The 21,380-nt window shown below is 65.8% G+C and carries 22 protein-coding genes and 1 pseudogene; 12 read left to right on the top strand and 11 right to left on the bottom strand.

Going from position 1 to position 21,380, the window contains the following annotated elements; all coding sequences use genetic code 11:
- Positions 1 to 62: 62 nt before the first annotated feature.
- The 3 genes from ACU6XJ_RS25475 (at position 63) to ACU6XJ_RS25465 (ending at position 2,066) form a co-directional block, all read left to right on the top strand.
- Positions 63 to 578: a diguanylate cyclase domain-containing protein gene (locus tag ACU6XJ_RS25475; RefSeq protein ID WP_476316771.1), complete on the top strand. Its 516-nt coding sequence runs from the start codon at positions 63 to 65 to the stop codon at positions 576 to 578.
- Positions 508 to 930 carry a hypothetical protein gene (locus ACU6XJ_RS25470; RefSeq protein ID WP_476316768.1) on the top strand — a complete coding sequence of 141 codons (423 nt, stop codon included), beginning with the start codon at positions 508 to 510 and terminating at the stop codon, positions 928 to 930. Before ACU6XJ_RS25475 ends, ACU6XJ_RS25470 begins: the two co-directional genes overlap by 71 nt.
- A 560-nt stretch (positions 931 to 1,490) precedes the next feature.
- Positions 1,491 to 2,066 (top strand): RICIN domain-containing protein, encoded by a 576-nt coding sequence (locus tag ACU6XJ_RS25465; RefSeq protein ID WP_476316766.1) that lies wholly within the window; start codon positions 1,491 to 1,493, stop codon positions 2,064 to 2,066.
- A gap of 840 nt (positions 2,067 to 2,906) precedes the next feature.
- Here ACU6XJ_RS25465 and ACU6XJ_RS25460 read toward each other — a convergent pair.
- Positions 2,907 to 3,512, bottom strand: coding sequence for a hypothetical protein (locus ACU6XJ_RS25460; RefSeq protein WP_476316763.1), 606 nt, complete (start codon positions 3,510 to 3,512; stop codon positions 2,907 to 2,909).
- A 156-nt stretch (positions 3,513 to 3,668) separates the two neighbouring features.
- Here ACU6XJ_RS25460 and ACU6XJ_RS25455 point away from each other — a divergent pair, with 156 nt between their 5' ends.
- The gene (locus ACU6XJ_RS25455) at positions 3,669 to 3,872 is read left to right on the top strand and encodes a hypothetical protein (protein ID WP_476316761.1); all 204 of its coding nucleotides are present in this window, start codon (positions 3,669 to 3,671) and stop codon (positions 3,870 to 3,872) included.
- 64 nt (positions 3,873 to 3,936) lie between these two features.
- Here the strand turns inward: ACU6XJ_RS25455 and ACU6XJ_RS25450 are convergent, their stop codons facing one another.
- The gene (locus ACU6XJ_RS25450; RefSeq protein WP_476316758.1) at positions 3,937 to 5,811 is read right to left on the bottom strand and encodes a polysaccharide lyase family 7 protein; all 1,875 of its coding nucleotides are present in this window, start codon (positions 5,809 to 5,811) and stop codon (positions 3,937 to 3,939) included.
- A gap of 122 nt (positions 5,812 to 5,933) precedes the next feature.
- Here ACU6XJ_RS25450 and ACU6XJ_RS25445 point away from each other — a divergent pair, with 122 nt between their 5' ends.
- The 3 genes from ACU6XJ_RS25445 (at position 5,934) to ACU6XJ_RS25435 (ending at position 9,355) form a co-directional block, all read left to right on the top strand.
- Positions 5,934 to 6,719 carry a polysaccharide lyase family 7 protein gene (locus tag ACU6XJ_RS25445; RefSeq protein WP_476316755.1) on the top strand — a complete coding sequence of 262 codons (786 nt, stop codon included), beginning with the start codon at positions 5,934 to 5,936 and terminating at the stop codon, positions 6,717 to 6,719.
- A 67-nt stretch (positions 6,720 to 6,786) separates the two neighbouring features.
- A complete protein-coding gene (locus ACU6XJ_RS25440) occupies positions 6,787 to 8,535 on the top strand; it encodes a serine/threonine-protein kinase (protein ID WP_476316753.1) in 1,749 nt (582 codons plus the stop codon).
- A gap of 64 nt (positions 8,536 to 8,599) precedes the next feature.
- Complete coding sequence (locus ACU6XJ_RS25435; RefSeq protein WP_476316751.1) at positions 8,600 to 9,355, top strand: FHA domain-containing protein; 756 nt, start codon at positions 8,600 to 8,602, stop codon at positions 9,353 to 9,355.
- Positions 9,356 to 9,905: 550 nt separating this feature from the next.
- Here ACU6XJ_RS25435 and ACU6XJ_RS25430 read toward each other — a convergent pair.
- Complete coding sequence (locus ACU6XJ_RS25430; protein ID WP_476316749.1) at positions 9,906 to 10,244, bottom strand: peptidase inhibitor family I36 protein; 339 nt, start codon at positions 10,242 to 10,244, stop codon at positions 9,906 to 9,908.
- 580 nt (positions 10,245 to 10,824) lie between these two features.
- Between ACU6XJ_RS25430 and ACU6XJ_RS25425 the strand changes: the two genes are divergently transcribed.
- Positions 10,825 to 11,661: a hypothetical protein gene (locus ACU6XJ_RS25425; protein ID WP_476316746.1), complete on the top strand. Its 837-nt coding sequence runs from the start codon at positions 10,825 to 10,827 to the stop codon at positions 11,659 to 11,661.
- A 227-nt stretch (positions 11,662 to 11,888) separates the two neighbouring features.
- Here ACU6XJ_RS25425 and ACU6XJ_RS25420 read toward each other — a convergent pair whose 3' ends face one another.
- Complete coding sequence (locus ACU6XJ_RS25420) at positions 11,889 to 12,026, bottom strand: hypothetical protein (RefSeq protein ID WP_476316743.1); 138 nt, start codon at positions 12,024 to 12,026, stop codon at positions 11,889 to 11,891.
- A gap of 642 nt (positions 12,027 to 12,668) precedes the next feature.
- Here ACU6XJ_RS25420 and ACU6XJ_RS25415 point away from each other — a divergent pair.
- The gene (locus ACU6XJ_RS25415) at positions 12,669 to 12,851 is read left to right on the top strand and encodes a hypothetical protein (protein ID WP_476316740.1); all 183 of its coding nucleotides are present in this window, start codon (positions 12,669 to 12,671) and stop codon (positions 12,849 to 12,851) included.
- Complete coding sequence (locus ACU6XJ_RS25410) at positions 12,827 to 13,039, top strand: hypothetical protein (protein ID WP_476316737.1); 213 nt, start codon at positions 12,827 to 12,829, stop codon at positions 13,037 to 13,039. Before ACU6XJ_RS25415 ends, ACU6XJ_RS25410 begins: the two co-directional genes overlap by 25 nt.
- 981 nt (positions 13,040 to 14,020) lie before the next feature.
- On the opposite strand, the gene ACU6XJ_RS25405 is transcribed toward ACU6XJ_RS25410, so the two are convergent.
- The 6 genes from ACU6XJ_RS25405 to ACU6XJ_RS25380 all read right to left on the bottom strand — a co-directional run bounded on the left by ACU6XJ_RS25405 (position 14,021) and on the right by ACU6XJ_RS25380 (position 18,552).
- Positions 14,021 to 15,187, bottom strand: coding sequence for an alpha/beta hydrolase family protein (locus tag ACU6XJ_RS25405; protein WP_476316734.1), 1,167 nt, complete (start codon positions 15,185 to 15,187; stop codon positions 14,021 to 14,023).
- A 111-nt stretch (positions 15,188 to 15,298) separates the two neighbouring features.
- On the bottom strand, positions 15,299 to 15,463 hold the full coding sequence (locus ACU6XJ_RS25400) for a hypothetical protein (protein WP_476316731.1): 165 nt from the start codon (positions 15,461 to 15,463) through the stop codon (positions 15,299 to 15,301).
- Between the two features lie 71 nt (positions 15,464 to 15,534).
- Complete coding sequence (locus tag ACU6XJ_RS25395) at positions 15,535 to 15,669, bottom strand: hypothetical protein (RefSeq protein ID WP_476316728.1); 135 nt, start codon at positions 15,667 to 15,669, stop codon at positions 15,535 to 15,537.
- 86 nt (positions 15,670 to 15,755) lie between these two features.
- A complete protein-coding gene (locus ACU6XJ_RS25390; RefSeq protein ID WP_476316725.1) occupies positions 15,756 to 16,181 on the bottom strand; it encodes a hypothetical protein in 426 nt (141 codons plus the stop codon).
- Positions 16,182 to 16,553: 372 nt separating this feature from the next.
- Entirely contained in the window at positions 16,554 to 17,051 is a 498-nt protein-coding gene (locus ACU6XJ_RS25385) for a hypothetical protein (RefSeq protein WP_476316722.1), read from the bottom strand.
- Between the two features lie 514 nt (positions 17,052 to 17,565).
- The gene (locus tag ACU6XJ_RS25380) at positions 17,566 to 18,552 is read right to left on the bottom strand and encodes an AraC-like ligand-binding domain-containing protein (protein ID WP_476316719.1); all 987 of its coding nucleotides are present in this window, start codon (positions 18,550 to 18,552) and stop codon (positions 17,566 to 17,568) included.
- Positions 18,553 to 19,538: 986 nt separating this feature from the next.
- Here ACU6XJ_RS25380 and ACU6XJ_RS25375 point away from each other — a divergent pair.
- Together ACU6XJ_RS25375 and ACU6XJ_RS25370 are read left to right on the top strand one after the other, a co-directional pair.
- A pseudogene (locus tag ACU6XJ_RS25375) lies at positions 19,539 to 19,622 on the top strand (YciI family protein); the annotation flags it as partial.
- Between the two features lie 166 nt (positions 19,623 to 19,788).
- The gene (locus ACU6XJ_RS25370; protein ID WP_476316716.1) at positions 19,789 to 19,980 is read left to right on the top strand and encodes a hypothetical protein; all 192 of its coding nucleotides are present in this window, start codon (positions 19,789 to 19,791) and stop codon (positions 19,978 to 19,980) included.
- Between the two features lie 261 nt (positions 19,981 to 20,241).
- Here the strand turns inward: ACU6XJ_RS25370 and ACU6XJ_RS25365 are convergent, their stop codons facing one another.
- Positions 20,242 to 21,072, bottom strand: a complete 831-nt coding sequence (locus ACU6XJ_RS25365; RefSeq protein ID WP_476316713.1) for a hypothetical protein — start codon at positions 21,070 to 21,072, stop codon at positions 20,242 to 20,244.
- Positions 21,073 to 21,380: the final 308 nt, after the last annotated feature.

Here is a 21,380-nt window from a genome sequence, read left to right as displayed (position 1 = left end):
CTGGCCTGACCGGAAGCGTTGATCATCGACATCGTGGCTGGCGATCACGTATCCCGGGGACCATGGACCTGGTCCTGGAAAGCCTCAACCAGTTCCACCTCTGGCACCAACAGGTCAATCACCGAACCCAGTTCGACGAACTCACCGACCTGCCCAACCGCCGTCACTTTCTCCACCGCGCCGACGCCACCCTGGCCACAGCGTCGGCCGACACCCCGGTCGGGCTGTGCGTCATCCGACTCGACGAACTGCCCGACATCATCCACACCCTCGGCCACAGCGTCGGCGACGCCGTGGTCCGCACCACAGCACCCCGCATCATCGGCGCGATCTCCGGGATACCCGGCACCACCGTCGCCCGTCTCGACCGGAACTCCTTCGCCGTGCTGCTCAGCGACCCCGACAGCTGGACCAGCATCAGCGACATGGTCAAACGGATGGTCGCCTGGATCTCCGAACCCGTCGGCGGGCTGCCGGGGAACTGCCCGGCAGCGGCTCTATGGCTCGGTGCGCGACTTCCTCATCGTCTTCTACCTTCCCGAACTGGTGCAGCGGCGGGCTTCCTCCGCAGACGGTGATCCGGACGTTCGCGCCGCGTATGGTTCCTATTCGCAGTGCACGACGGCGAAGGGCTACAGTGTTGCCACTCCCGCGGATGCCCTCGCTCTGGCCAAGACGTACTACCCGGCAGGCGGCCGGCAGAGCGCTGTAAATGACGAGAAGACAATTGCGGTCACGGATGCCAGGTGTCGGATCAGCGCCCAGCTGCACGAACGTCGCTCTGAAGCGGTCCATCGCATCATCCGAAGCTGGCTGGCGGACAATGAGGCAGCCGTGTCCGACGCCCACTCAGTGCTGCAAGGTGCTCTGGCCGAAGCTTCCGCGGTGGTCGGCTCCGGCGCCACCGCAACCGACGGTCACTCGAAGTGAACCGCGATGTCGGTAATAGAATGGTCGGGTGTACAGCTGGATCCACTGACGGTCGGCGGAGTAGTTGCGTGGGACAAGCTACACAGCATCTCGCCTAGGCACCCTTACACCCGCGATGACTACGAGCGCGTCGCTACCGCGTCCACCGAGCAACTCGTCAGTACGCCGAACTGCTCGGCACGACTTGCCTGGAGAAGCGGCTACTCGGAGGAGATGGCAGATCTGCTCACCGTCTCCGGCATAGGTATCCCGAATGCAGAGGCCACACCCACAGGCACATGCTTCGGCGAGATTCTGCTCCGAGTCGGATCCGCCCGAATCGAACTCGACGGCCCGCACCAGCCCCGAAGGCGCCTCGACATCCCGAGCTAGCACGGCTGAGCTTCTGGCGAGGCAGTCGACGTACCTTGTCTCCCGCGACGGACTGAACCTGTCCTTTCCGTTCGGCGAGCTGTTACCCCTCACCACGGCACGAAGGGGCGCGGAACGGGACCGGTCCCAGCGGGGCTGCACCACCATGACCACCGTCAGTTCATCCTCTATTCGGAAGTGAGTGGATCATGACAGTGTCGACTGTAGGGATCACCAAAGCGATCAGAGCGTTGACACTTGCCCTCCTCAGCGGCGCACTGATGTTCTCTCCCGCCGTCCCCGCAATCGGGCAGACGAAGCAAGACTCAGTACGAGGAAGCGAAATCGTGCGGGTTGACTCGGCCGGGACCAACGCTGTCTACAAGGTCATCAACCGGCACAGCAAAAAATGCCTGGAAATCCTAGGGTGGTCCACGGCGTCTGATGCCGACGCGGGCCAGTGGGACTGTCACGGAGGAAACAACCAACGATGGGAATTCATCCGCACCTCCGGATCGACGTACCAACTGCGCAACATCCACAGTGGGCTCTGTCTGTACGCGTACAGCAAGAGCACCGGCACCGTGGCGAAGCAGCTTCGTTGTGACCACCCCGAGTACCGATACACCACCCTCTGGACCTCCAGCGGCAGTTCAAGCAACAAGACCTGGCGCTTCAAATCCGTCTACGGACTGTGCCTGGAGACCCTCGGCTGGTCGACCGCCAACGGCGCCAAGGTGGGCACCTGGAGTTGCACCGGCGGCAACAATCAGTACTGGTACTAGGAGAATGCTTGTGGTTCTCCAGGGACGCCTATGTAAACACAGCTGGAGCCCACACCGGCCGGACCCTTCTCAGTATTGACTGCCGTTCCCCGATGACAATCTGCTGCCGATCCGTGAACTCGGGCGAGCCCTTGCCCGTCAACGATTGATCGGCAGCATTTCGGAAGTGCTTTATGCGTATCGGAACCGCGTGGTTGCTCGGATGTGTGCTCGCCCTCGGCGGTTGTGCCTTCAACGACCCGGCACAAGCGCGAAGCCGACTGCCCAGCACGCGCCTGCACCACGTGAGGCGATGGTGAAGTGGGGGACGAGGCGTGCACGAACGAGGCGGTGCTGGAGAGGGCGCCCCCAGCGGCGAGGTGTCCGACTCGGGGTTGGGGGCGACGGCGGCGAGATGTCGCGGGGAAGCCATTCGGAGCGACTTCCCTGCCTTTGTCAGATAACACGCTCGAAAGGGGTGTCCTCCCGCGACCTGTTCCCGCAGGACCGGAATCGAGATTTGTCAGAAACACGCCATTATCTGACAAGATGATTCCCGCGGATAGGCCCGGAAATCCCGAAGCTGATGTGAGGCGTCAAGCGCTGACCCGGGATACGTCACCAGGTGCCAGTTGTAGGCGCCACGTCGTGTCGGTGCCGCGCGGGTAGGTCGCTCTGGACGTTGGCAGTGATGACGCTTCATCGCTGACATTCCCGGGCCTGCGGTTCGCTGGCTGATTAGGTGCCGACTGGCCAACGGGGGGCACGCCCTCAGTGCACGGCCCCGAACTTCGAGGCGAACATGTTCTTGGGCACGTCATCTCGGGTGATCGACGAACGAGTACAACTGCGCTTGAGCGGTCACCGCGAGATCGGCTTGGCGTTGCCGTCCAACGGCGTCCCGTCGAGGGCGGTGCTGGTCTGCCGCTCGGTCACGCGAACGTCGATCGCGGTGCGGCTGTGCGGGAACCGAACGAACTCGAGGAGAACGAACCCCTGCCGCCTGTTCCCTCGCACGGCGTCGTCCATAGGCCGGATGTCGAGTCCTTCGAACAACCAGTCGTAGACGGATCGCGCGTCTGCTTCCTCCCACCCCTTCAACGCCCCGGCGTGGACCCCGAGGGTCAACATCTCGGCCAGGTAGGCGGCATCGGCGTAGGTTCTGGTCTGGATCTCCAACCGGTCGAACTCGTGCTCTCGGCCGAACCACCATATGCCGCTGACGGAGGTGACTCCTTCCGTCAGCGGTGTGGCGTGCAGCAACCACCGGTACTCAGGCATGCCGGGCGCGTGCTTGAGCCAGGCCTGCTCGCCACCTGTGATCCCGGGAAAAGGGGTCGGGGGAACCTCGGGCCAGTCGATCTCGGGGCAGTGCCAAGCGGCCACCCAGGCCCGCACTTTCTCCCGGTTGGCGAGGAACTTCGCCCGTATCTCGTCCGCATGCCGGCGCTTCGAACGACGGAACATCCCGCACCTCCTGGACAACGCCTCAATCTAGTTGAGCTCTGCCGACGTCTTACCCCAGCAGTCGACCACGGGGTGTAGGGACGTGGCCGCGCACTGTGGCGATCCCGCAGGTCGCGTCAGCACCCCTGCACGCGGTAGCCCGCGCCGTTCTCGCGGATGCACGGCCTGACCGCCGCCATCCTCGACCAGACCCGGCCAGGTCACGTACTGCGAAGGCTGGCCCTGGCCCCCCTCGCGGCCGCCGGCGGGCTGCCGCTCTCGGCGTTCACCGCGACCACGGCGGAGCAGACCGCCGTCCCGCACCCCGACGGCGACCCCGCCCGCAACCGCACCGTCACCCTGCTGATCACCCCGAACTGATCCTGGTCCACGAGTCGGTGCGGGCACTTCGGCGGGAAGCGCCCGCACCGATGACCGTGGTGTCTTAGCGGTAGACGCGGACCCAGTCGACCTCGAACACGGCGGGACGCAGGCCGCCCGCGCCGGTGAAGTTGTCGAGTTGGATGTTGAGGTGCCCCGACGGCATGGACTGGATGTCCCCGCGGTCGGCGTTCGCGCCACCGGACAACCGGAACCACTCGACACCGTCGACGTAGCCGACCAGCGCCCGCTCCGTCCACTCGAAGGCGAAGTTGTGCCACTGCGTCATGTCCAGCGGGCAGAGGTCGCGGCGTTCCTTTTTGTCCGTCGGGCTTTTCGGATAGTGCAGGAACGCCGTGAGGCACTGCGCGTCCGGGTTGGAGTACTCGACCCAGTCGTACTCCCCGTTCTCCAGCCGGTTCCCCTCGGTCGGCCAGATTAGGTGCAGCGGGTGGTAGAGCCCGCCGTCTGTGCCGGTGTTGCGGGAGCGGGACCGGATCTCCCACCTGCCGTATTGGGCGTCGCGCTTCTGCCTGAGCCACCCCGTGTCGCCGTTGGCCTCGCCCCGCATGGTGAGCAGACCGTCCGCCACGGTGCTGTTCTTCGCGCAGCGGCGGCCGTTCCCGGCGTGGCCTGCCCAGCACCCGGCGGTGCCGCCGACGTCACCGGTGGGCACCGCCCACTTCGTGGGGTCGACCGGACCGGTGTGGTCGAACTCGTCGGAGATCGGCAGTGGATCACCCCAGCCGTGCCGCACCGCGGTCTGCGTCCGGTCGGCCGCCTGGTCGTCGTGGGTGACGGTCAGCCCGTGGATCTTCACCTCGCCGTAGTTGCTCTCGGCGCACGGTGAGGAGTTCTCGCAGTTGGCCTGGGTGTAGGCGCCCGCTTTGAAGTAGGCGCCGGAGAAGTTCCTCGAGATGGTGGTCTGGAGCACGCCGTTGTAGTAGGCCTTGATCTGGCCGTCCGCCACCACGAACTTCGCCTGGAACGGCGTGCCCAGCACATAGTTTTCGGTCACCAGGTGGTGCTTGGCGTCGTCGTTGGTGATCCAGAGCTTGGTGCCCTCCAACCGGAACACCGAAACATCGTCGGAGCCGCCGTGGATCTGGCCCACCACGATGCGCGGCCGCTCTTCGGGCAGCGCGGTGATGGCCTGGTCGATCACCATCGTGTGGGTACCCGAGGTCGACGACCAGCTCGCCTTGTCCTTGCCGGAGTTCGTCATCTCGCGCAGCTCCGAGCGCGGGTAGTTGGAGCCGCTGGTCGTGACGCCGTTGACGGCGGCGCGGAACCGAACCGCCGTGCAGTCCGGGGTCGTGGTGAACCAGGGGTCGATCGAGTACTTCGCGAGTTCCGGCTGTTCGATGTTGGTCGGTTTCTCGGGCTGCCCGATGGGCAGGCCGAGGTACCAGTTGGTCAGGTCGAGCACGTCAGCCGGGTACTGACAGCCGCCGCCTCCGTCGTCGGCGCCACTGATCGCGGTCTCGGTGATGCTGGTCCAGCCGTTGGCCGTGTTGCCGTGGCCGACGATGCGCACATACCGGGCGGTGCCGTCGTTGAAGTCGTAGCTCTGCGCCTGCAGGGTGGTGCCGCTGCTGGTCTTGCGCTCCAACACGGTTCGCCAGGACGACCCGTCGTCGGAGAGTTGGACGTCGACGGTGTCCTTCCTCGTGTCGCCCTTGTGCCAGGCGATGGACACCGAGCCGACGGTCTTCTTCGAGCCGAGGTCGTAGCGGATCCACACCCCGTCGCCCTCGGCGGACCAACGGGTGCTCAGGTCGTTGTCGATGGTGTTGGCCGGGACGTTGCCGTCATCGGCGCTGGCGGAGACCCCCGCGATGTCCAGCGGGTCGCCCGCCGCGGACGCGGCCGGGTAGGACACGGCCGAGACGCCCACCGCGGTCATCACCGCCAGGATCGTCCCAAGAGTTCGTCTCATCGGACCTCACTTCAGTCGAACACGAATCAACCGAAGTCACGCTGGCGGGTCGCGAGGGGACCGGTCCCGCGAACGGGAACATAGCTTTCGTCTTCGACACGCGGCCTCGACACGATGGGAACATGATGCGAGCAAACAGATTGGCCGCGGGTACTGCCGCCTGCGTGCTCTCGATCGGGCTGATCCTCGCTGCGCACGCCGGCGGCCGAGACCCCGGCGATGCGGGGTGGTGCACCCGGCCCGCACAGGTGCTCGACCTGAGGAACTGGAAGATCACCCTGCCGGTCGACGACCCGGAACAGCCCGGCAACCAGCCGCTGGATGTCGAACAGCCCCGGCTGAAGCGGTACGCGCTGGACCCGTGGTTCGTGCCCACCGAGGGCTGCCAGGGCGTTCGGTTCCGCAGTGCCGTCAACGGCGTGACGACCCCGAACAGCAGCTACCCCCGCTCCGAGCTGCAGGAGATGACGCGCGGCGGCACCGAACCCGCCCACTGGTCGCCGACCTCGGGGACGCACACCATGGTCATCGACCAGGCGATCACGCACCTGCCCAACGACAAGCCGCACGTGGTGGCGGGCCAGATCCACGACGGCAAGGACGATGTGACCGTCTTCCGGCTCGAAGCCGGCAAGCTCTACGTCACCGACGGGGACAACCCGCACCACGTCCTGATCGATGACCACTACGTGCTCGGCACCCGCTTCCAGGCCAAGTTCGTGGTGCGCGACGGCCGGATCGAGGCCTTCCACAACGGCGTGTACAAGGCGACGCTCCCGGCTACCTTCAGCGGCGCCTATTTCAAGGCCGGTGCGTACACGCAGGCCAACTGCGGCAAATCCGCGCCCTGCGACGCGGGCAACTTCGGCCAGGTCGTCGTCTACGGGCTCACCGTGACGCACCGCTGATTCGGTCCCGTCAAGGGATTTCAGGGAAAGGCTTCAGTAGCACAAGGGGATCGCTAAGCTGCGGAGCGTGCGCACGGGGGATGTGATCGAGGGGCGTTACGAGTTGGAGGACGCCCGCGGTTCCGGGTCCGGCGGGATGGTCTGGACAGCCTTCGACCGGAAGCTCAAGCGCAGGGTGGCGCTCAAGCGGCCGCACGTGATGATCAGCGAAGCCGATCGGATCAGGTTCCGCCGGGAGGCCGAGACCGCGGCGCAGGTGCACCACCCCAACGCGATCTCGGTGTTCGACGCGGTGGAAGCCGACGGCTGCTGGCTGGTGATGGAGTTCCTGCCCGCGGACAGCCTGGACCAGGTGCTGGCCAAGCGAGGCCCGCTGCCGCCCGCCTGGGTGGCGAAGGTGGGGGCGCAGATCGCGGCCGCGCTGGCCGCCCTGCACGAGCGCAAGATCGTGCACCGGGACGTGAAGCCGGGCAACGTCCTGGTCACCGACCAGGATCTGGCCAAGCTCACGGACTTCGGGATTTCTGTTTGGCGGGAGAACACCTGGACCCACGACGGCAGCGTCAGCGGAACCCCCGCCTATGCCGCACCTGAGGTGGCGGCCGGTCGCCCGGGTGACGAGGCCTCGGATGTGTTTTCGCTCGGCGCCACCATGTTCGCCGCTCTCGAAGGCAGCGCTCCTTTCGGCACCGGCGAACCGGTGGAACTGCTCGATCGGGCCCGCCGGGGCGAGATCCGGCAGCCGTCTCGAGCAGGCCCGCTGGCTCCGCTGCTGAGCGAGATGCTGTCGGCGCGGCCGGATCAGCGGCCCACCGCCGAGCAGGTGCGGCAGCGGCTCGAGGACATCACCGGCGGGCAACGGGGTGTCCCCATGCCTGCCGCCCTCCGCCCGCGCTGGTGGCGTCGCCGCCGCACCGTGGTGTCCGCCGCGACCGCGCTCGCGGTGGTGGTGCTGGCCGCGGCGCTGGTGCCCGTGCTGTGGCGATCCGAACCGGCGTCGGACCTCATCGGTGACGAGCGCACCGTCGCGCCGTGCGCCCTGCTCGACGCGAAGGCGCTGGGCGAGCGCTTCCGGATGTCCGCCTGGCTGCATCCCGAGTCGGGGAACTTCAACCGCTGCGACGTGATCCTCAATCTGGAGGCGGGCAAGGCCGGATCGGTGGACGTCGAGGTGCAGTTGCTGCGGCTCAAGCGGCACCCCGTGGTCGGCAGTCCGTACGAGGACGAGGGACCTCCGGACGAAGAGGAGTGCCCCAGGGCGGTGACCGTGGACGAGCGGCACGGCATCCTGGTCTCGGCGAAGGGGCCCCAACCCCGCGAGCAGCGCTGTCCCATTGCCGAGGCGGCCAGGGAGACGGTGCGCGAGGTGCTCGAGCGCGGCCCGCTGCCGCGCCGTGATGCTCCTCTGCCCGCGGGTTCGCTGGCCCACATCGACGCCTGCACCCTGTTGGACCACGCCGCGCTGGCCGCCGCCTACCCCGCGATCGACGCGGGCGGCGGCGCGCAGGGCTTCGGCGGGTGGCGTTGCACGTGGTTCAGCACGGCCGACAACGTCGAGGTCGCGTTGCGCTACGACCAGCACTCCAGCACGGCACCGATCGAGGGCACCCGGATCGACTTCCCCGGCCGCGAGGCGCACATCGACCCCCAACCCGACGCCTGCACCGTCCTGCTGCCCCACCGGCCACCGGACCGGCCATCGGCCGTCACGATCGACGTGATGTTGCTGACGGTCAAAGGCCCCGGGGCGGAGCCCCAGTACTGCCCACGAGCGATCGGCTTGGCGCAGGCGGCCGCGGGCCGCTTGCCGCAGTGAACAGGGGAGGGGTCCCGCGGAGCTCGGCCACACTGCACCTCAGCAGGGAGCAGAGGAGGTAGGCATGGACCGCGAAAGCCTCGCTCGGGGTGTGCCGCCCACCGCCGCGGGCACGGTCACCGCGCTCAGCCTCGCCGGGAGGATCACCGCCGGTCCGGTTGAGGGACGCGAGATCCGGTTCGGCCGCAACCGGCCTGAGGTCGACCTCTGCGTCGGCGAGACGGACCCGAGGGTCAGCCGGACGCACGGCGTGCTGGTCCGGCGGCAGGACCACTGGTGGATCATGAACCTCGGCAGGTTGCCGATCCGGTTGCCCAAAACGCAGTGGCTGTTCCGCGACGAGGAGCCGATGCCGCTGCCCACCGGGTACACGCCGCTGTTCATCCGCGGCTCCCGGGACCGCGAGCACCTGCTCGAGCTCTACGTCGCCGACGAGGACGGCCGCGGACCGACCACCTCTTGCGACGCGGTCACCCAGCAGCCCAGGCGGTGGCGGCTGACGCCGGATGAGCGGTTGGTGCTGGTCGTGCTGGGACAGCGCTACCTGCTGCACGACGCCAACCCACAACCGATCTCCCGCCAGCAGGCCGCCCTGATGCTCGCCGAACTCCAGCCCGAGGCGAACTGGGGTGTCAAACGAGTCGAGCACATGGTCAGCGACGTCCGGGCCCGCCTATCGGCCGCAGGCGTGCACGGCCTGCTCCGCGAGGAGGTCGGCGAACCAGTGGGCAACACCCTGAACGACAACCTGATCCGCGAACTGGTGCTGTCCACCACCCTGGTGCCACCCGACCTGAATCTGCTCGACGACCTGCCCTGACGCCATTACCAGCGAAGCCACCGCAGACGAGAGGGGCGGAGCCGGCGCGCGGGCTGATGGCTCCGCGCACCGGCCCCGGATGACGGCGACGATCCTCAGCGCTGCTGCGACGGACCCGAGGATCTCATTCTGGCAGGATCGATTGGCCCGCGTAGGTGCGATGTCCGCTCCAGCCGGCCCTGGTAGCCGCCGTTGTCGTGATCGGGTTGTCGGATAGCCGTCTCATGAGAATGTGTCCTGGGTACACGATCGGGGCAAGTTCGGTTTGGCCTCGCCGATTCAGCTGCGCACGCGCTGATGGCTCCGCTGTCGGTGTGCTCGAAGGTTGGACGGTCGGCGAAAGGCCCGACGCTCCGCCCAGGCCCTGGGAGGAACTCGTCGCCGATGTAGACCGCCTCACCCGTGTGCTTCGGCCCCGGGCCGACTATGGAGCACAGGGTGTACTTCTGCCGACGCTGATCCCCAGTCTGCTGGCAGCCGTCGATTCCCCCGCGCGTCGGGCCGCGCTGGTCGCGTGGTGGACAAACGCCCAGGTGCGGCATACCCGCCTTCAGTCCTCCGGCGCCCATGCACAATTGATGTAGGTATTCGCCAGGCCGGAATGTGGTGCGATGGGCCCATCCGGCTCGCCAACACAATCCCACTGCGGGTAGATCCACGCCCATGCATCGCTGTTGTTGTAGAAGGAGTACGCCGGAGGGTCCAATACCTTGAACTCACGCGTTCCGAAGGTCTGAACGGCTCCTTCGTAGTTCTTCCAGTCGTATGCACAGAGGTGGCCGAGGGAGCAGTTCGGCGGCGCAGCGGGAATGGCCTGTGCCGCCGTCGTAGTGGAGGCCAGCATGGCCAGCACAGAGACGGCGCACAGCGACCACATGTGTAGCTTCATCTGTCACTCCTGAGTCGGCCGAACCCCGCTATCGCGGTAAAGCCAGCGAACAGCAGGCGTAGCGGCTGGACCAGAGCCCGCGTCCGCATTCCACTCGTTCGTGCACTCCCGCCTGGCTTCGGCTGTTCGGGGTTCGTTCGGCCCGCCTACGGCTGCGGACGGTGGAAGCCGAACAAGGACCATCCCTGCGGGCGCGAGAAGCACTCGGCGCCCGCCTGGCCCAGCTTGTCCAGCGTGGGCTCATCCCCGCGAGTGTGGGGAGCACAGCAGGCAGCAGCGTGAGCGTGCCTCTTGAACCGGCTCATCCCCGCGAGTGCGGGAGCACGCCAAGCCGTTGGACCCGGTGAGCGTGAATTCCGGCTCATCCCCGTGAGTGCGGGGAGTGCACTTGTTCGACTGGGATAATGCAGCCTGATAGAACCCATTTCATTCAGTTTACTAAAGACGCTAAAATTTTTAAAGACGCTAAAAGTTTATTTCGCGTTGTCTTCCGAATATATACTCCTGAAACGAGTGTTGGTAGTGTTGCCTGTGTCTCAGGTGGCGAATCCCTGCCGCCTAATTTGATAGGAGACATTTTATGCGGAAGAGTATCTTCTCTGCTGCTATCGCGATCATCGCGCTCACGCTCGCGGGAACCAGCGCGCAGGCCACGGACCCGGCCCGGGAACAGTGCGACATCGACAACAGCGAAGCCTTGTGCGTGTGGTCCGGACCGAACTTCACCGGAAAAATGCTCAAGGTGAGCAGCCGTACGGTTGGTCGTGCGTTCGACACCAACTTCCACGTTTCCAGCCTCAAAATGGCAAAAAATTCAGTCCTGCTCCTGGTGACCGACACTGGGGGAATGCGTCTCCTGATGACATACCCGGATGCTGGCACGATTCGACCCGACTTCGGAGGGGACAGTTTCGTCCAGCAGTTCTGGAACCCCTCCGCACTCGGTAGTGCGACCGAGGGGATGGACCTGGAGGCGGCCACCAAGACCACCTGCGTCGACGAGCAAGGCACCAAGAACGACTGTGGCCCATGGCAGGCCGCTGCGGGCTACAAGGTGAAGAACGTCGGCATCACACCGACTCGTGAAGCCTCGCCGGGTGAGGGAGGCAAGGTTGTCCAGTATCAACCCGCCGCCACCGATGACTGCCGGCTGGGCTCGACGAACAACATGTGCATCTGGTCCAAGCCCCACTTCGGCGGGGAACTCGCCGCCACCAATCTTGACGAGAATCGCATGCTCTTCAGCGGGCATTCCAGCGAATTCACCGCTGCCAGCATGAAGTCCCTGGATACGACAGTCATGAGCGGGATCAGCTCTGACGGCAGACTCTTCTGGGGTGCGAATCGCGGTGCCGGGGAATACCCCGAGCTCGGCTTCGGAAAGCTAGATGTAATCAGCTACCTCGACCTGAACTAGCGGGAACACCGCACAACGGGTGTGCACGGTCGGTCGCCGAGATCATCGTGCACACCCATTGGCGCAGCGTGTTCCCGGTCGGTTCCCATAGCTGCTGATGCCCTTTCCTCCTCGGCACGGGGGCTCTAAGGCGTGGTTGCCTTGCCCAGCCTCTTCGCTCGCTGTTCGGGAGTCTCCGGCCGTAGCCGGTCGATGTCGAACCGGTGGCGCGTGGTGGCACTGGCAGGTCATAGATAGATCCGGTCACGGCTCAAAGCCTGTTGCAGCATGCCGCGCTTCTCGGCGTTGGTCGCTTTATCCCACCGGTCGGCGGCTTCCTGCTCGGTCAGTGCCTGTGTCGGTCCGGTGGGTGATCCGATCGTCAATGACTCTTCTTCCGCCCGCAGACGCGCCAGATCGGCAGTGAGCGGTTCGACGGCTGCTTCGTAGGCGTCCAGGGTGATCCGTCGCTGTCCGAGCTTTGCCGATAGGGCTTTCTCGATCTTCTCGCACTCGCGGATCTCGGCCTGAACCTCCGCGAGACGGTCGGCAACCTGCGCGCGTGCCGCGTCGATCGCGGCGGCGTGCTGTTCGTCGGAATACCGGTCGATGACGAACGCCCGTAGTTCCCGGTCGACCGCGGCGAGCGTGACACTCTGACGTTAATTGGGGGTCTCGCCAATAATGCATATATGTTCTCGAGGAGGGGGGACCGAGCAGGGGTCAAACTGACATGTGTCACCGCCCAACCAACCCCGACATCGGCGGCCCTCCTGGCGTGACCAATGCAAACGGCGATCCCGGCGTTCCGGGGGAGCGCGAACCGCGCAGTGACACTTCGACGGTCGCCGAGGTAGTCGCGAGCCCGGGTGACGGTTTTCGGAGGCCCTGGTTTCCAGAACTCTATGGTTCCGCAGCCCTCCCCATAGGGGGTTCGACCCCCAACGCCGGGGGTCGGCCCGCGCAGTTTTCAGACCATGCAAAGGGGCGACTGGCTTGTCCCGGTGGCAAAGCCGTAAGACTGGAGGATGACGCAGCCCCCGCACGCCGACCGGCCCGAACTGGTCCCCATCTACCTCCAGCCCAGTACCTTCGACGCCCTCCTCGACACCGCCCTGCGCTGCTCCGCGGCCTTCGGCCACCAGATGCGGCTGGAGGTGGTGTTTGCCCTCTGGTTGAACCTGGTTTGCAGGACCGGGCCGAAGCGATAGCTCCGTCACCGGATGGGCGGCTTCCTTGGACCCCGCCCGAGCCGGACCCGGTTACCGTCCTGCTGGACGAGGCGTTCCCGCCGAACGGCGTGCGCTGGGCGTCCTCGCTGAAACTCGGCGTCCGCTCCTGCGGCTTCGGCGCCGGACACACCGCCCCCGGCACACTTCACCTGGTGCTGCGCTGGTGATCCGGCGGCTACGGGGCGAGTTGCACGCTGGAGGTGGTCAGCGGGAACCGGTACTTCAAGGAGTTGCTGGTCCGGCAACTCTTGCCGCTGGAGGCGATCCGGCTGGACCCGAGCGTACCTACGGAGTGGTTGGGCGAGGTGCCGTTCAAGGTGGCCCGGGATTGTGGCTGAGCGGACCCCATGAACATTGCATGCACGACCTGGCGCATGTCGCTCCTGCCGGAACCAGCCCGGTGAAGTGCAGAGATGGGATTCGGGAGGCTTCCACCGCCGCTACTTGCGGTCGCCCTGCCCGACTGCAGCGCCCCTTCGTGCCGGTCATGCACTACCGCAAGCACATCAAGGGCCCCAGCTGGACGCCAGTCCCGGGTGAACTCCTTCATCACCTCGTACGGCGCGGCGCTGGCCGACCACAAGGGCTGGCTGTACTGCGCGGTCAAAAGCTCTAAGGACCGACGATACCTGCACTACAGCGTCTACGACGACGGCATCCGCTGGAGCGACTTCACCCGCATACCGGGCACCAACGCCCACAGCAAACTGTCCCTCGTCGACCGATCATGGGATAGACCCCACAGGTCGGCCGATTCCTGCCGGGCGTCGGTCGACGGTGATGAGCCGACTGGCGCAAGTGGTCATGCGGTCGGGGCGTCTGTGGGAGCGGGCCGGAGGGCGGTCGGGTGACTGAGCCGAGCTCGGTGATTTCCTCCCGCGCCTGATCCAGCTCCAATGACGACTCCGCGATGACATCGCGGAGCGTGCTGTTGGTGGCTCGTTCGGCTGTCACGAGACGTGGTCCGCGGATTGTTGGTCGGTGAGGAGTCTCGGTTTTGATGGTGTTGTGGCTGTCAGGTTTCCAGGTGCCGCCTGCGGCAAGGGGCGCTTCCGCTCCGATCTTGCGCTGCATCGCGCCCGTGCCGTTGAGACGAATTGACATGCAGAGTTGAGTCGCGTGCGGTTTCGGCAAGACGGTCCGTTGTGTCAGTGGGGGCCGAGTCCGGTGCGGGTGAGGAAATCCGCGACCGCTTTCTCGTAGCGGGGCGGGTCGGAGTTCCACGACCGCACGTGCTCCGCGCCGGGGAACTCTTCGTACAGTATCGGCCGGCCCCTGGCCTTGGTTGTGGAGAAGAAGTCCCGGTTCATCTGCACCGGTACCTGGGTGTCGGTGTCGCCCTGGATGAGGAGCGTCGGTGGTGCGGCGGCAGGTGGGTGGTTGATCAGGTCGAGCCGGTCGAAGTCCACGCCGGTGCGCCACTGCATGATCTTGTCGGTGAGTCGGACCACGAACCAGGGTGCCCCGTTGCGCTCGCCGCCCACGTACTCGGAGACCCTGCGCATGCTGGTGGTGGGGGAGTCCAGCAGCAGCGCGGCCACGGCGCTCGCCAGCGGCGAGCGTGCGAGGAACTGGCCCGCGATCTGGCCGCCGTTCGAGGCGCCGTAGAGCACCACCTTCCCGGCGCCGCGGCCCTGTGCGTAGCGGACAGCGGCCTCGACGTCCCGCCACTCGGAACCGCCGAGGTGCAGCAGTCCGTCCGGAGAGGACGGAGCGCCCTCGTCGTTGCGGTAGGTGATCGCGAGCACCGCAAGCCCGAGCCGGTGGAAGACCGGCGCGACCGGCATGACCGCCTTGCGGCGGCCGTGCTGGCCGTGCACGGCGATCACCCACGTCGGGCTCGCCTGCCCGGCGGCGGGAATGTGCCAGGCCGGGGCCGGGCCCAACTCGGTGGGCACCATGACCTCCGAGTAGTCCAGGCCGAGCGCGGTCTTCGGGTCCGAGGGCATGGCCGAGGCCACGGACACGGCCGTCCCGACCGTGGGAAGCGCGCCGTCGAGCAGCGGCCGCTCGACCGAGTCCGGTGAGCCGGCCACGATGTCGCCCATTCTCGCGGCCGCGCCGTCCCAGGACAGCCAATAGGTCCCGCGTGCCCGGGCGGTTTCGGTGTTGGCGGTGATCACCACGTTCTTCCCGGCTGCGGTGTCCCGCATCATGAGCACGGTCTCGGTGTGCCGCCCGTGGTCCGGTGTGATCTGGCGGCTCGCCGCCCACCACGAGACACCGAAGGTGCCCGCGACGAACAGCACCAACAACCCGGCCACCCCGCGGGCGACGGCCCGGCGCACCCTCACCCGCTCAGGCTTTGAGTCCATCGAGGATTCTCCGTCCGGTTCGTTCGCACAATGCGCGGAAGTCCTGTTCGGACAGACTGATCCGGCCGCCGAGGTAGAGCTGGACCAGGCCTTGGGTGTGTGCGGTGAGCGTCAGCGCCCGTCCGGGCGCAGGCCGCCCTCGCGCATGCCCTGCTCGATGGCCTCGACCGCGGGCGTGAACGTGGGCGATCCGCCGTCGAGGAAGTCACCCGGGAACTGCCTGGCGTGTGGCCGCCGGTTGGTCATCAGGAAGGCGTACAGGTGCGACTCGCCCAAGGCGAAGTCGAGGAAATCTGCATCTGCGCAGCCAACCGGGCCTCCCAGCCGACCTGCGCACCCCGCCGCCCTCACGTTCTCGTCAGGTCGGCGAAGCCCACATCCGTCACCGCGCGCAGCAGTGCCACGCGGGTGCCACCTATATCACCGAACTCGACGGCACCCGCCTCGGCCTTCTTCTGCGCGATCCACCCATCGGAGGCCAAGGGCGGTGGCTCGTTGCGCGGTCTGTTCGCGGTCCGGGCTGGGCGGGGATGACCAGCCGGGACCGCGTGCGCTTACGGGTTGGCGGTCAGCAGCGTTGCCAGCCGCCTGCCCAGTCGCCGTTGCCGCGGTAGATGCACCAGCCTTCGCGGTCGGCTCCGATGGTGATGAGACCGAATCTCGGGCTGGTGAGCACGGCGACTCCGTTGTCAGGGTCGGCCAGTGCCTGCCCGCCGAGGGTTTCCCAGGCGTCTGCGCCCCTCCAGATGTGCCAGATCTGGAGATCCCAGCCGATGATGAAGTACTCGATGTTGCCGTTGCCCCAATCGTGTTGGTCGCCGCTGGTGCCGCAGTACCGATCGATGGGCTTGCCGTAGATGATGATGGTGCAGGCGGACTGACCCGCTTGTGGGATGCCTTCGGCTGTGGGCTTGTCCGCCTGCGCCGCCGGGGCGGCCAGGATCATGATGATCCCGGCCGCCAGCGCGCAAAGGGTTCTTGTGATGGTGGACAAAGAATTCTCCTTCAGGTTGTTGTTCGGCGGGCGCTTGAGCCGCGCCCGTGATGGTCATGCGAAACCGGGACCGCGGTATGAACGGGGACCGGCTTTGCCGATTGACGCGTCCTAGGCTGTCCTTTTCATTGCCCTGACGGAGGTTGGTCTGTACCTCGGTCCACCGGTCGTCCGGTTCACCGGAAGCCTCAGCACGGCCTGGCAGGCAAAAATCCCGATTCCAGTGCGGCCGTACGGATACTCGGCATTACAGGATCGTTCCCGCAGCGCGCGATTAACTATTCCCTGACGCTAAAGCATTCCACTGTTTCCAGGCCGTACTTGGCCGGAAAGCAGTCCGGCCGGCTTGTCGTGGCGGCAATGGGTACACGCTCAGCGGCACGTGAATCGGCGTTGGGGGCTGTATTTTTGGGTGCCTGCGCCGTTGGTCACGTAGCTGCGGTAGGTGAAGGTCGTGCCGGCGGTGCATCCCTTGGAAAGGGAGAATGCGTTGCTGCCATTCCACGACCTCTCATCCAGGTCGTCCCAGCCCAATGCCCTCTTGCGCTGGAGGATGCCGTGGAACTGCCTCGCTCCCGGGCAACCGGATGACCAGACAGTGGCGGCGACCGTACGAGTGCCAAGGTGGGGCGGGTTAGCCCCCCACGAGCACGCGGCGACGTCAGGCGATAAGGCGGGTTGGTCGACGACGAGCGTGCCGCCGGAGGCCATGGGCGCGGCCTGTGTCCGGAACGCGCTGTCGGCAGGCGAGACCACCGTCTTCACAGTCGCGGGCGTCGCGGCTGCGCTGTCCACGGACGGCTTTGCCACTGCGGCCAATGGCGCGAGTGACGCCACAACCGTGACCGCCACTGCGATGGTCCTCTTCATCGGTATCATTTTCTCCCCTCGTGTATTTATTCAATTTCCCCGAACCGCCGCGCGTCGATGTTTCCTGCGCACGGACGGCCATCATGGCATCTCGCCAGTTTCCTTGAAAATTGCGTGACAGGTTCTTGACTTTGTTCCCCCACTCGATGTCGCTTGAATTCGAGGTCATCGTGGCTCATTTCGCGAACCGGGATCCGCGACAAGTTCAGCATATTGAGTCTCGCCGGGACTTCGTTGGCCTGAGCTGCGCTGGTGTTGGCTCTCCGCGCACGGCTCTTTCCGGCCGCAAGCCGAGAGCCGGTCCTCGATCCGAGGCACCGGCACCCGTCCCACAAGCGGCGCGCGCCGCCGCTTCCACTACCCAGTCCAGCCACGCTATGAAGGGTTCGACCGGGCGTTCACCAGGCTTTACGCGTTGCAGGTGATCGGGGCTGGCTTCCTCGTATGCGGTTGGTCTTCTCCTCGTCGGTCGGTGGCCACCCTGATCCGCTCACCCGGCAACATCGTCGGTGACTCAACGTTGCGCCTGGTCATCGGGCGGTTGTGTGGTGGTGCGGTATTGGCTGGGTGGCATGCCCACTTCAGTGCGGAAGGTGCGGCTGAACCGGGCTGGGTCGGGGAATCCCCACCGGCTCGCGATCGCGTGGATGGTGAGGTGGTGCAGGCCGGGATCTGCCAGATCGCGTCGGCACAGGTCCAGGCGCCGGCGTTTGATGTAGGCGCCGACGGATGTGTTGTGGCGCTGGAATATCCGGTGCAGGTACCGCAGCGATATGTGGTGGGTCGCTGCGATCATGACCGGTCCCAGCTCCGTGTTTCCTAGGTGTCGATTGATAAAGGATGTGATGCGCAGGAACAGGATGCGCTGTGGTGACCGCGGCGGGATGGCCGTGTCGTCATCGAGATGTTGGGCCAGCACGGCGGTGGCTAACTCGAGGACGATGTTGTCCAGCCGAGTCGTGTCACGCGGAGTGCAGCTCCCGTGCTCACCGGCCAGGGTGGTCAGGAACTGGGCGAAAAGACGGCCGACGCCCGTCGTCGTGGGGAGTGGCACCGCCAGCAGTCGGGTGATCTTGGCTTCCGGCAGCGGCAGCAACTGTCTCGGGAATTGCAGCAGCATCGATTCCGCGTTGGTCTGACCGGTGTCTACGGTGGCGTCGAAGGGGCGTGAGCTGTCGTAGAAGACCAGCCGGCCGGGCTCGATGTGAGCCCTGGTCCTGGCCTGTTCGAGGCAGTGGCGCCCGCGGCGTATGAGGGAGATCTGGTATTGCTCGGGATCCGACTGCCGGATCAGCTTGGGCGTCCGGCGAGACACCAACGACGCGTGTGAAATCACGGTGAGCTGGGCGGCCCCCAACTGCATGGAGCGCAGGCGAGCAGTGAAGGTGGTCGGCTCCAGGTTTTCAAACTTCGTGGTCACCAATGCCTGGGACGTGATCTCCGCCCACGCCTCGACACGGTCACCGGCGGGCAACTCAGCGCTGTCGAAAACCGTTTCCACAATGGCCCCCATTGACAATTGATCGTTCCCGACGACGCGGTAATGCGCTCGGTACGAACAAGAGTGCCCTGACTGCTGACGACCAGTTGGCGAATCGGCAGCAGGATGTTGGTCGGGCGAAAGAACCGTGGTCTGACTGAACACCTATTTGGCGCTGGAGGACCTTTCAATGAACAGGACCACCTGATCGGTGAAGGCGGACGCCGTGACCACGACGAGCCTCGTCGTGGAGGAGCGGTGGGACGATGACCCAGCAACCTCACAGTGATCACCCCAGCGACCGACTGGACCTGGTCCCTGTCTACCTCCCGCCCGGCACCTTCGACGCGCTCATCGACACCGCCCTGTGCTGCTGTGCGGCACCGGACTACCGGATGCCGCTGCCGGTCGTGGTCGCACATCTGGTGGAAACCGGTTTACAGGATCGGGCCGAGATGCTGGCTCCTAAGCGCTGGTCGGGTAGCGGGAGCCCATTGCCGGGCCCCGCCCCCTCAGAACCGCCCGTGCGAGTTCCCGCAACCGGCTAGCTACGGCAGGCAGGCGGGATGGCTTGGTGTTCATCGGTTCGTCCCGGCTCAAACTCGATCGTCCGGCTGCCCAGGATGCATCCCCACATGCTGTGGCACACCTTCGTCACCGCCATGCTCGACGCCGGAGTCGACCTCCGCGACGTCCAGATCGCCGCCCGCCACGCCGACCCGCACCACCATGCGCTACGACCGAGCACGCAACAACCTCGACCGCCACGCCAACTACATCCTCGCTGCCTACATGGCCTCCGGCACCTAGCTCCACCACGAGAGCAGCACACCCACATGCCGATGAGCGGCAGGGCCGGCCCGAGCACCTGATCACGTATCGGATGCGGCGGCGGAGACTGTGGGCATGGAGTTCTTTTGCTATCACCGGGATCGGTCCGACTCCCTTGCGCTACGGCAAGCGTTGCTGGAGAAACACTGGTCCTATATGACCGGTTCGCGGCGTGCATGATCGCGCGCGGTCCGACCCTCGCTCGCGATGGCGAGACACCTACCGGCAGTGTGCACATCCTCGACCTGCCCGATCCGTCCGCCGCCCGTGCGTTCGCCTTCGACGAGCCCAACCATCAGGCAGGCGTGTACCGCGATGTGCTTGGAGAATCCCCGGTACACGGGATACGCGGTGTTCGGCCGCTGGACCAAGCACGAAACGCTGCTCAACCCTGATGATGTCGCGGTGGAGGTCCGCGCGTAGCGGGTGCTGGGCGGCGGCATCGGTGGTGTCCTCGGGCAGGGCGTAGCCCTGTGCCTCGACCACCGAGCCGGTGGTGCGGGCGGCCCAGGCGCGGGTTTCGCGCTCGTAGTGGTCGAGGACGCTGACGTTGACGAGCGTGTCGAAACCCACGGTGGCGGCGAAGAGGTCGCGGTGCTCTGGGTGTCCAGCCAGTAGCGGGACACCAGGAATGGCGGGGTGGTGCGCAGCCCGCTCACCTGCTCGCGCCAGGCTGGGGCGGCGAGTCTGGGTGAGGCCGCGACGAGTTGGCGCAGTCCGGGCACGTCGGTGGCCGGAGAGCGCTGCTGCAGTGAGCGGTCGGCTACTTGCAGCTGACGGCGACCTTTGCGATGTTCGACTTCATCGGCGTGGGCTTGAGGACTTCCAACTGCCCGGTCCAGACCGACGAGACGTTTGTGACGCTTGAGCCTCCGATGATCACCTGCTGGGGTCCAGCGCCCGGGAACGGCTCCGTTTGGGATGGGTGTGGGGTTCCGTTGACAAGGACATCTGCGGCGGTCCGTATTTCAACGGCGGCTCCCACCCGATCTCCAACTCCGAACAAGACCAACACTTGACGAGACGGGACAGCACAAGCCGATCCAGCACTACCCCCTTCACCAAGGCCGGCACACAGGACACCGCGGGCACCGGCGCGACCGCAGCACGCCGCCGGTCAGATGCAGCAAGGCCGACTCCGGTGTCGAGAATGTCCAGGTTCACCCCACACAACTGAGGGACAATGTCATCCCGGCCGACAGCCGGAACCACCTGCTTCAACGCCATCGTGAAACGCTCCCGACCCGTGACTGCCACAGCCGGCGGCGTGGACGGGAGGTTCGGGTAGTCCTCGATCGGAAGGGCAGTCAGCGGGACCGTGTACCCGGCGATGGCCAATACCGGAGCATTCGGATTGGACGCGTCCACTGCGACCGGCATCCGCGCCACATCGGCCTTTCTGACGCCCTTCACCGCAGCCTCGACCAGCTTGCGGAACTCCCGATGCTCCACCAGAACACGACCACCGATCCCGCACGCAACATCCGGGATACGAACACTCATCGACGTCAGGTAATCCGTGGTGCTGAGGACAACATGATCACCGCGGCCCTCAAGCAAAACCCCGCCAAGGACAGGCGGAACGGGCTGACAGTTCAACGGGATCGATGTCGCGACCAACGCATCAACAAGCACACCGTAAGGCGCAGTAAATACCAAAGGCTCCGCCGGAATTCCAGCAGGCTCAAACGTCTTGATCTGAATTTTCATCACACGACTGCTTTCTCGTCGAAGGGTGCGTGGATATACCTCCGACAAGCAGGTCGACCGCAGGCGCGCAGCACCCGACGCAGTACACGCCTCCAGGAAAGGAGATTGCGCGCACGCGGGAGACCTGCTCAACAGCTTATCCACGCACCCTTCAGGAGAATGAGGCGATAAATGAGATCAAAGCCCTATTTCAGTCTTCGTCTCGCTTGACCAGCTCTCCGACGTCCGCGCCGGGGAACGAATGGTGCGGTGCTGCCTGCCGAGCGTTGGGGAGCACGTCACGGCAGGCGCCGACTGTGCGACAGCTC

The sequence above is a fragment of the Actinorectispora metalli genome (genome assembly GCF_056323685.1).
This window is presented reverse-complemented; position numbering and strand designations above follow the sequence as displayed.

Coding starts and splice junctions, on each gene's coding strand:
- ACU6XJ_RS25475 (WP_476316771.1), top strand. CDS start 63: ATGGACCTGGTCCTGGAAAGCCTCAACCAGTTCCACCTCTGGCACCAA.
- ACU6XJ_RS25465 (WP_476316766.1), top strand. CDS start 1,491: ATGACAGTGTCGACTGTAGGGATCACCAAAGCGATCAGAGCGTTGACA.
- ACU6XJ_RS25460 (WP_476316763.1), bottom strand. CDS start 3,512: ATGTTCCGTCGTTCGAAGCGCCGGCATGCGGACGAGATACGGGCGAAG.
- ACU6XJ_RS25455 (WP_476316761.1), top strand. CDS start 3,669: ATGCACGGCCTGACCGCCGCCATCCTCGACCAGACCCGGCCAGGTCAC.
- ACU6XJ_RS25450 (WP_476316758.1), bottom strand. CDS start 5,811: ATGAGACGAACTCTTGGGACGATCCTGGCGGTGATGACCGCGGTGGGC.
- ACU6XJ_RS25445 (WP_476316755.1), top strand. CDS start 5,934: ATGATGCGAGCAAACAGATTGGCCGCGGGTACTGCCGCCTGCGTGCTC.
- ACU6XJ_RS25435 (WP_476316751.1), top strand. CDS start 8,600: ATGGACCGCGAAAGCCTCGCTCGGGGTGTGCCGCCCACCGCCGCGGGC.
- ACU6XJ_RS25430 (WP_476316749.1), bottom strand. CDS start 10,244: ATGAAGCTACACATGTGGTCGCTGTGCGCCGTCTCTGTGCTGGCCATG.
- ACU6XJ_RS25425 (WP_476316746.1), top strand. CDS start 10,825: ATGCGGAAGAGTATCTTCTCTGCTGCTATCGCGATCATCGCGCTCACG.
- ACU6XJ_RS25415 (WP_476316740.1), top strand. CDS start 12,669: ATGACGCAGCCCCCGCACGCCGACCGGCCCGAACTGGTCCCCATCTAC.
- ACU6XJ_RS25405 (WP_476316734.1), bottom strand. CDS start 15,187: ATGGACTCAAAGCCTGAGCGGGTGAGGGTGCGCCGGGCCGTCGCCCGC.
- ACU6XJ_RS25385 (WP_476316722.1), bottom strand. CDS start 17,051: ATGAAGAGGACCATCGCAGTGGCGGTCACGGTTGTGGCGTCACTCGCG.
- ACU6XJ_RS25365 (WP_476316713.1), bottom strand. CDS start 21,072: ATGAAAATTCAGATCAAGACGTTTGAGCCTGCTGGAATTCCGGCGGAG.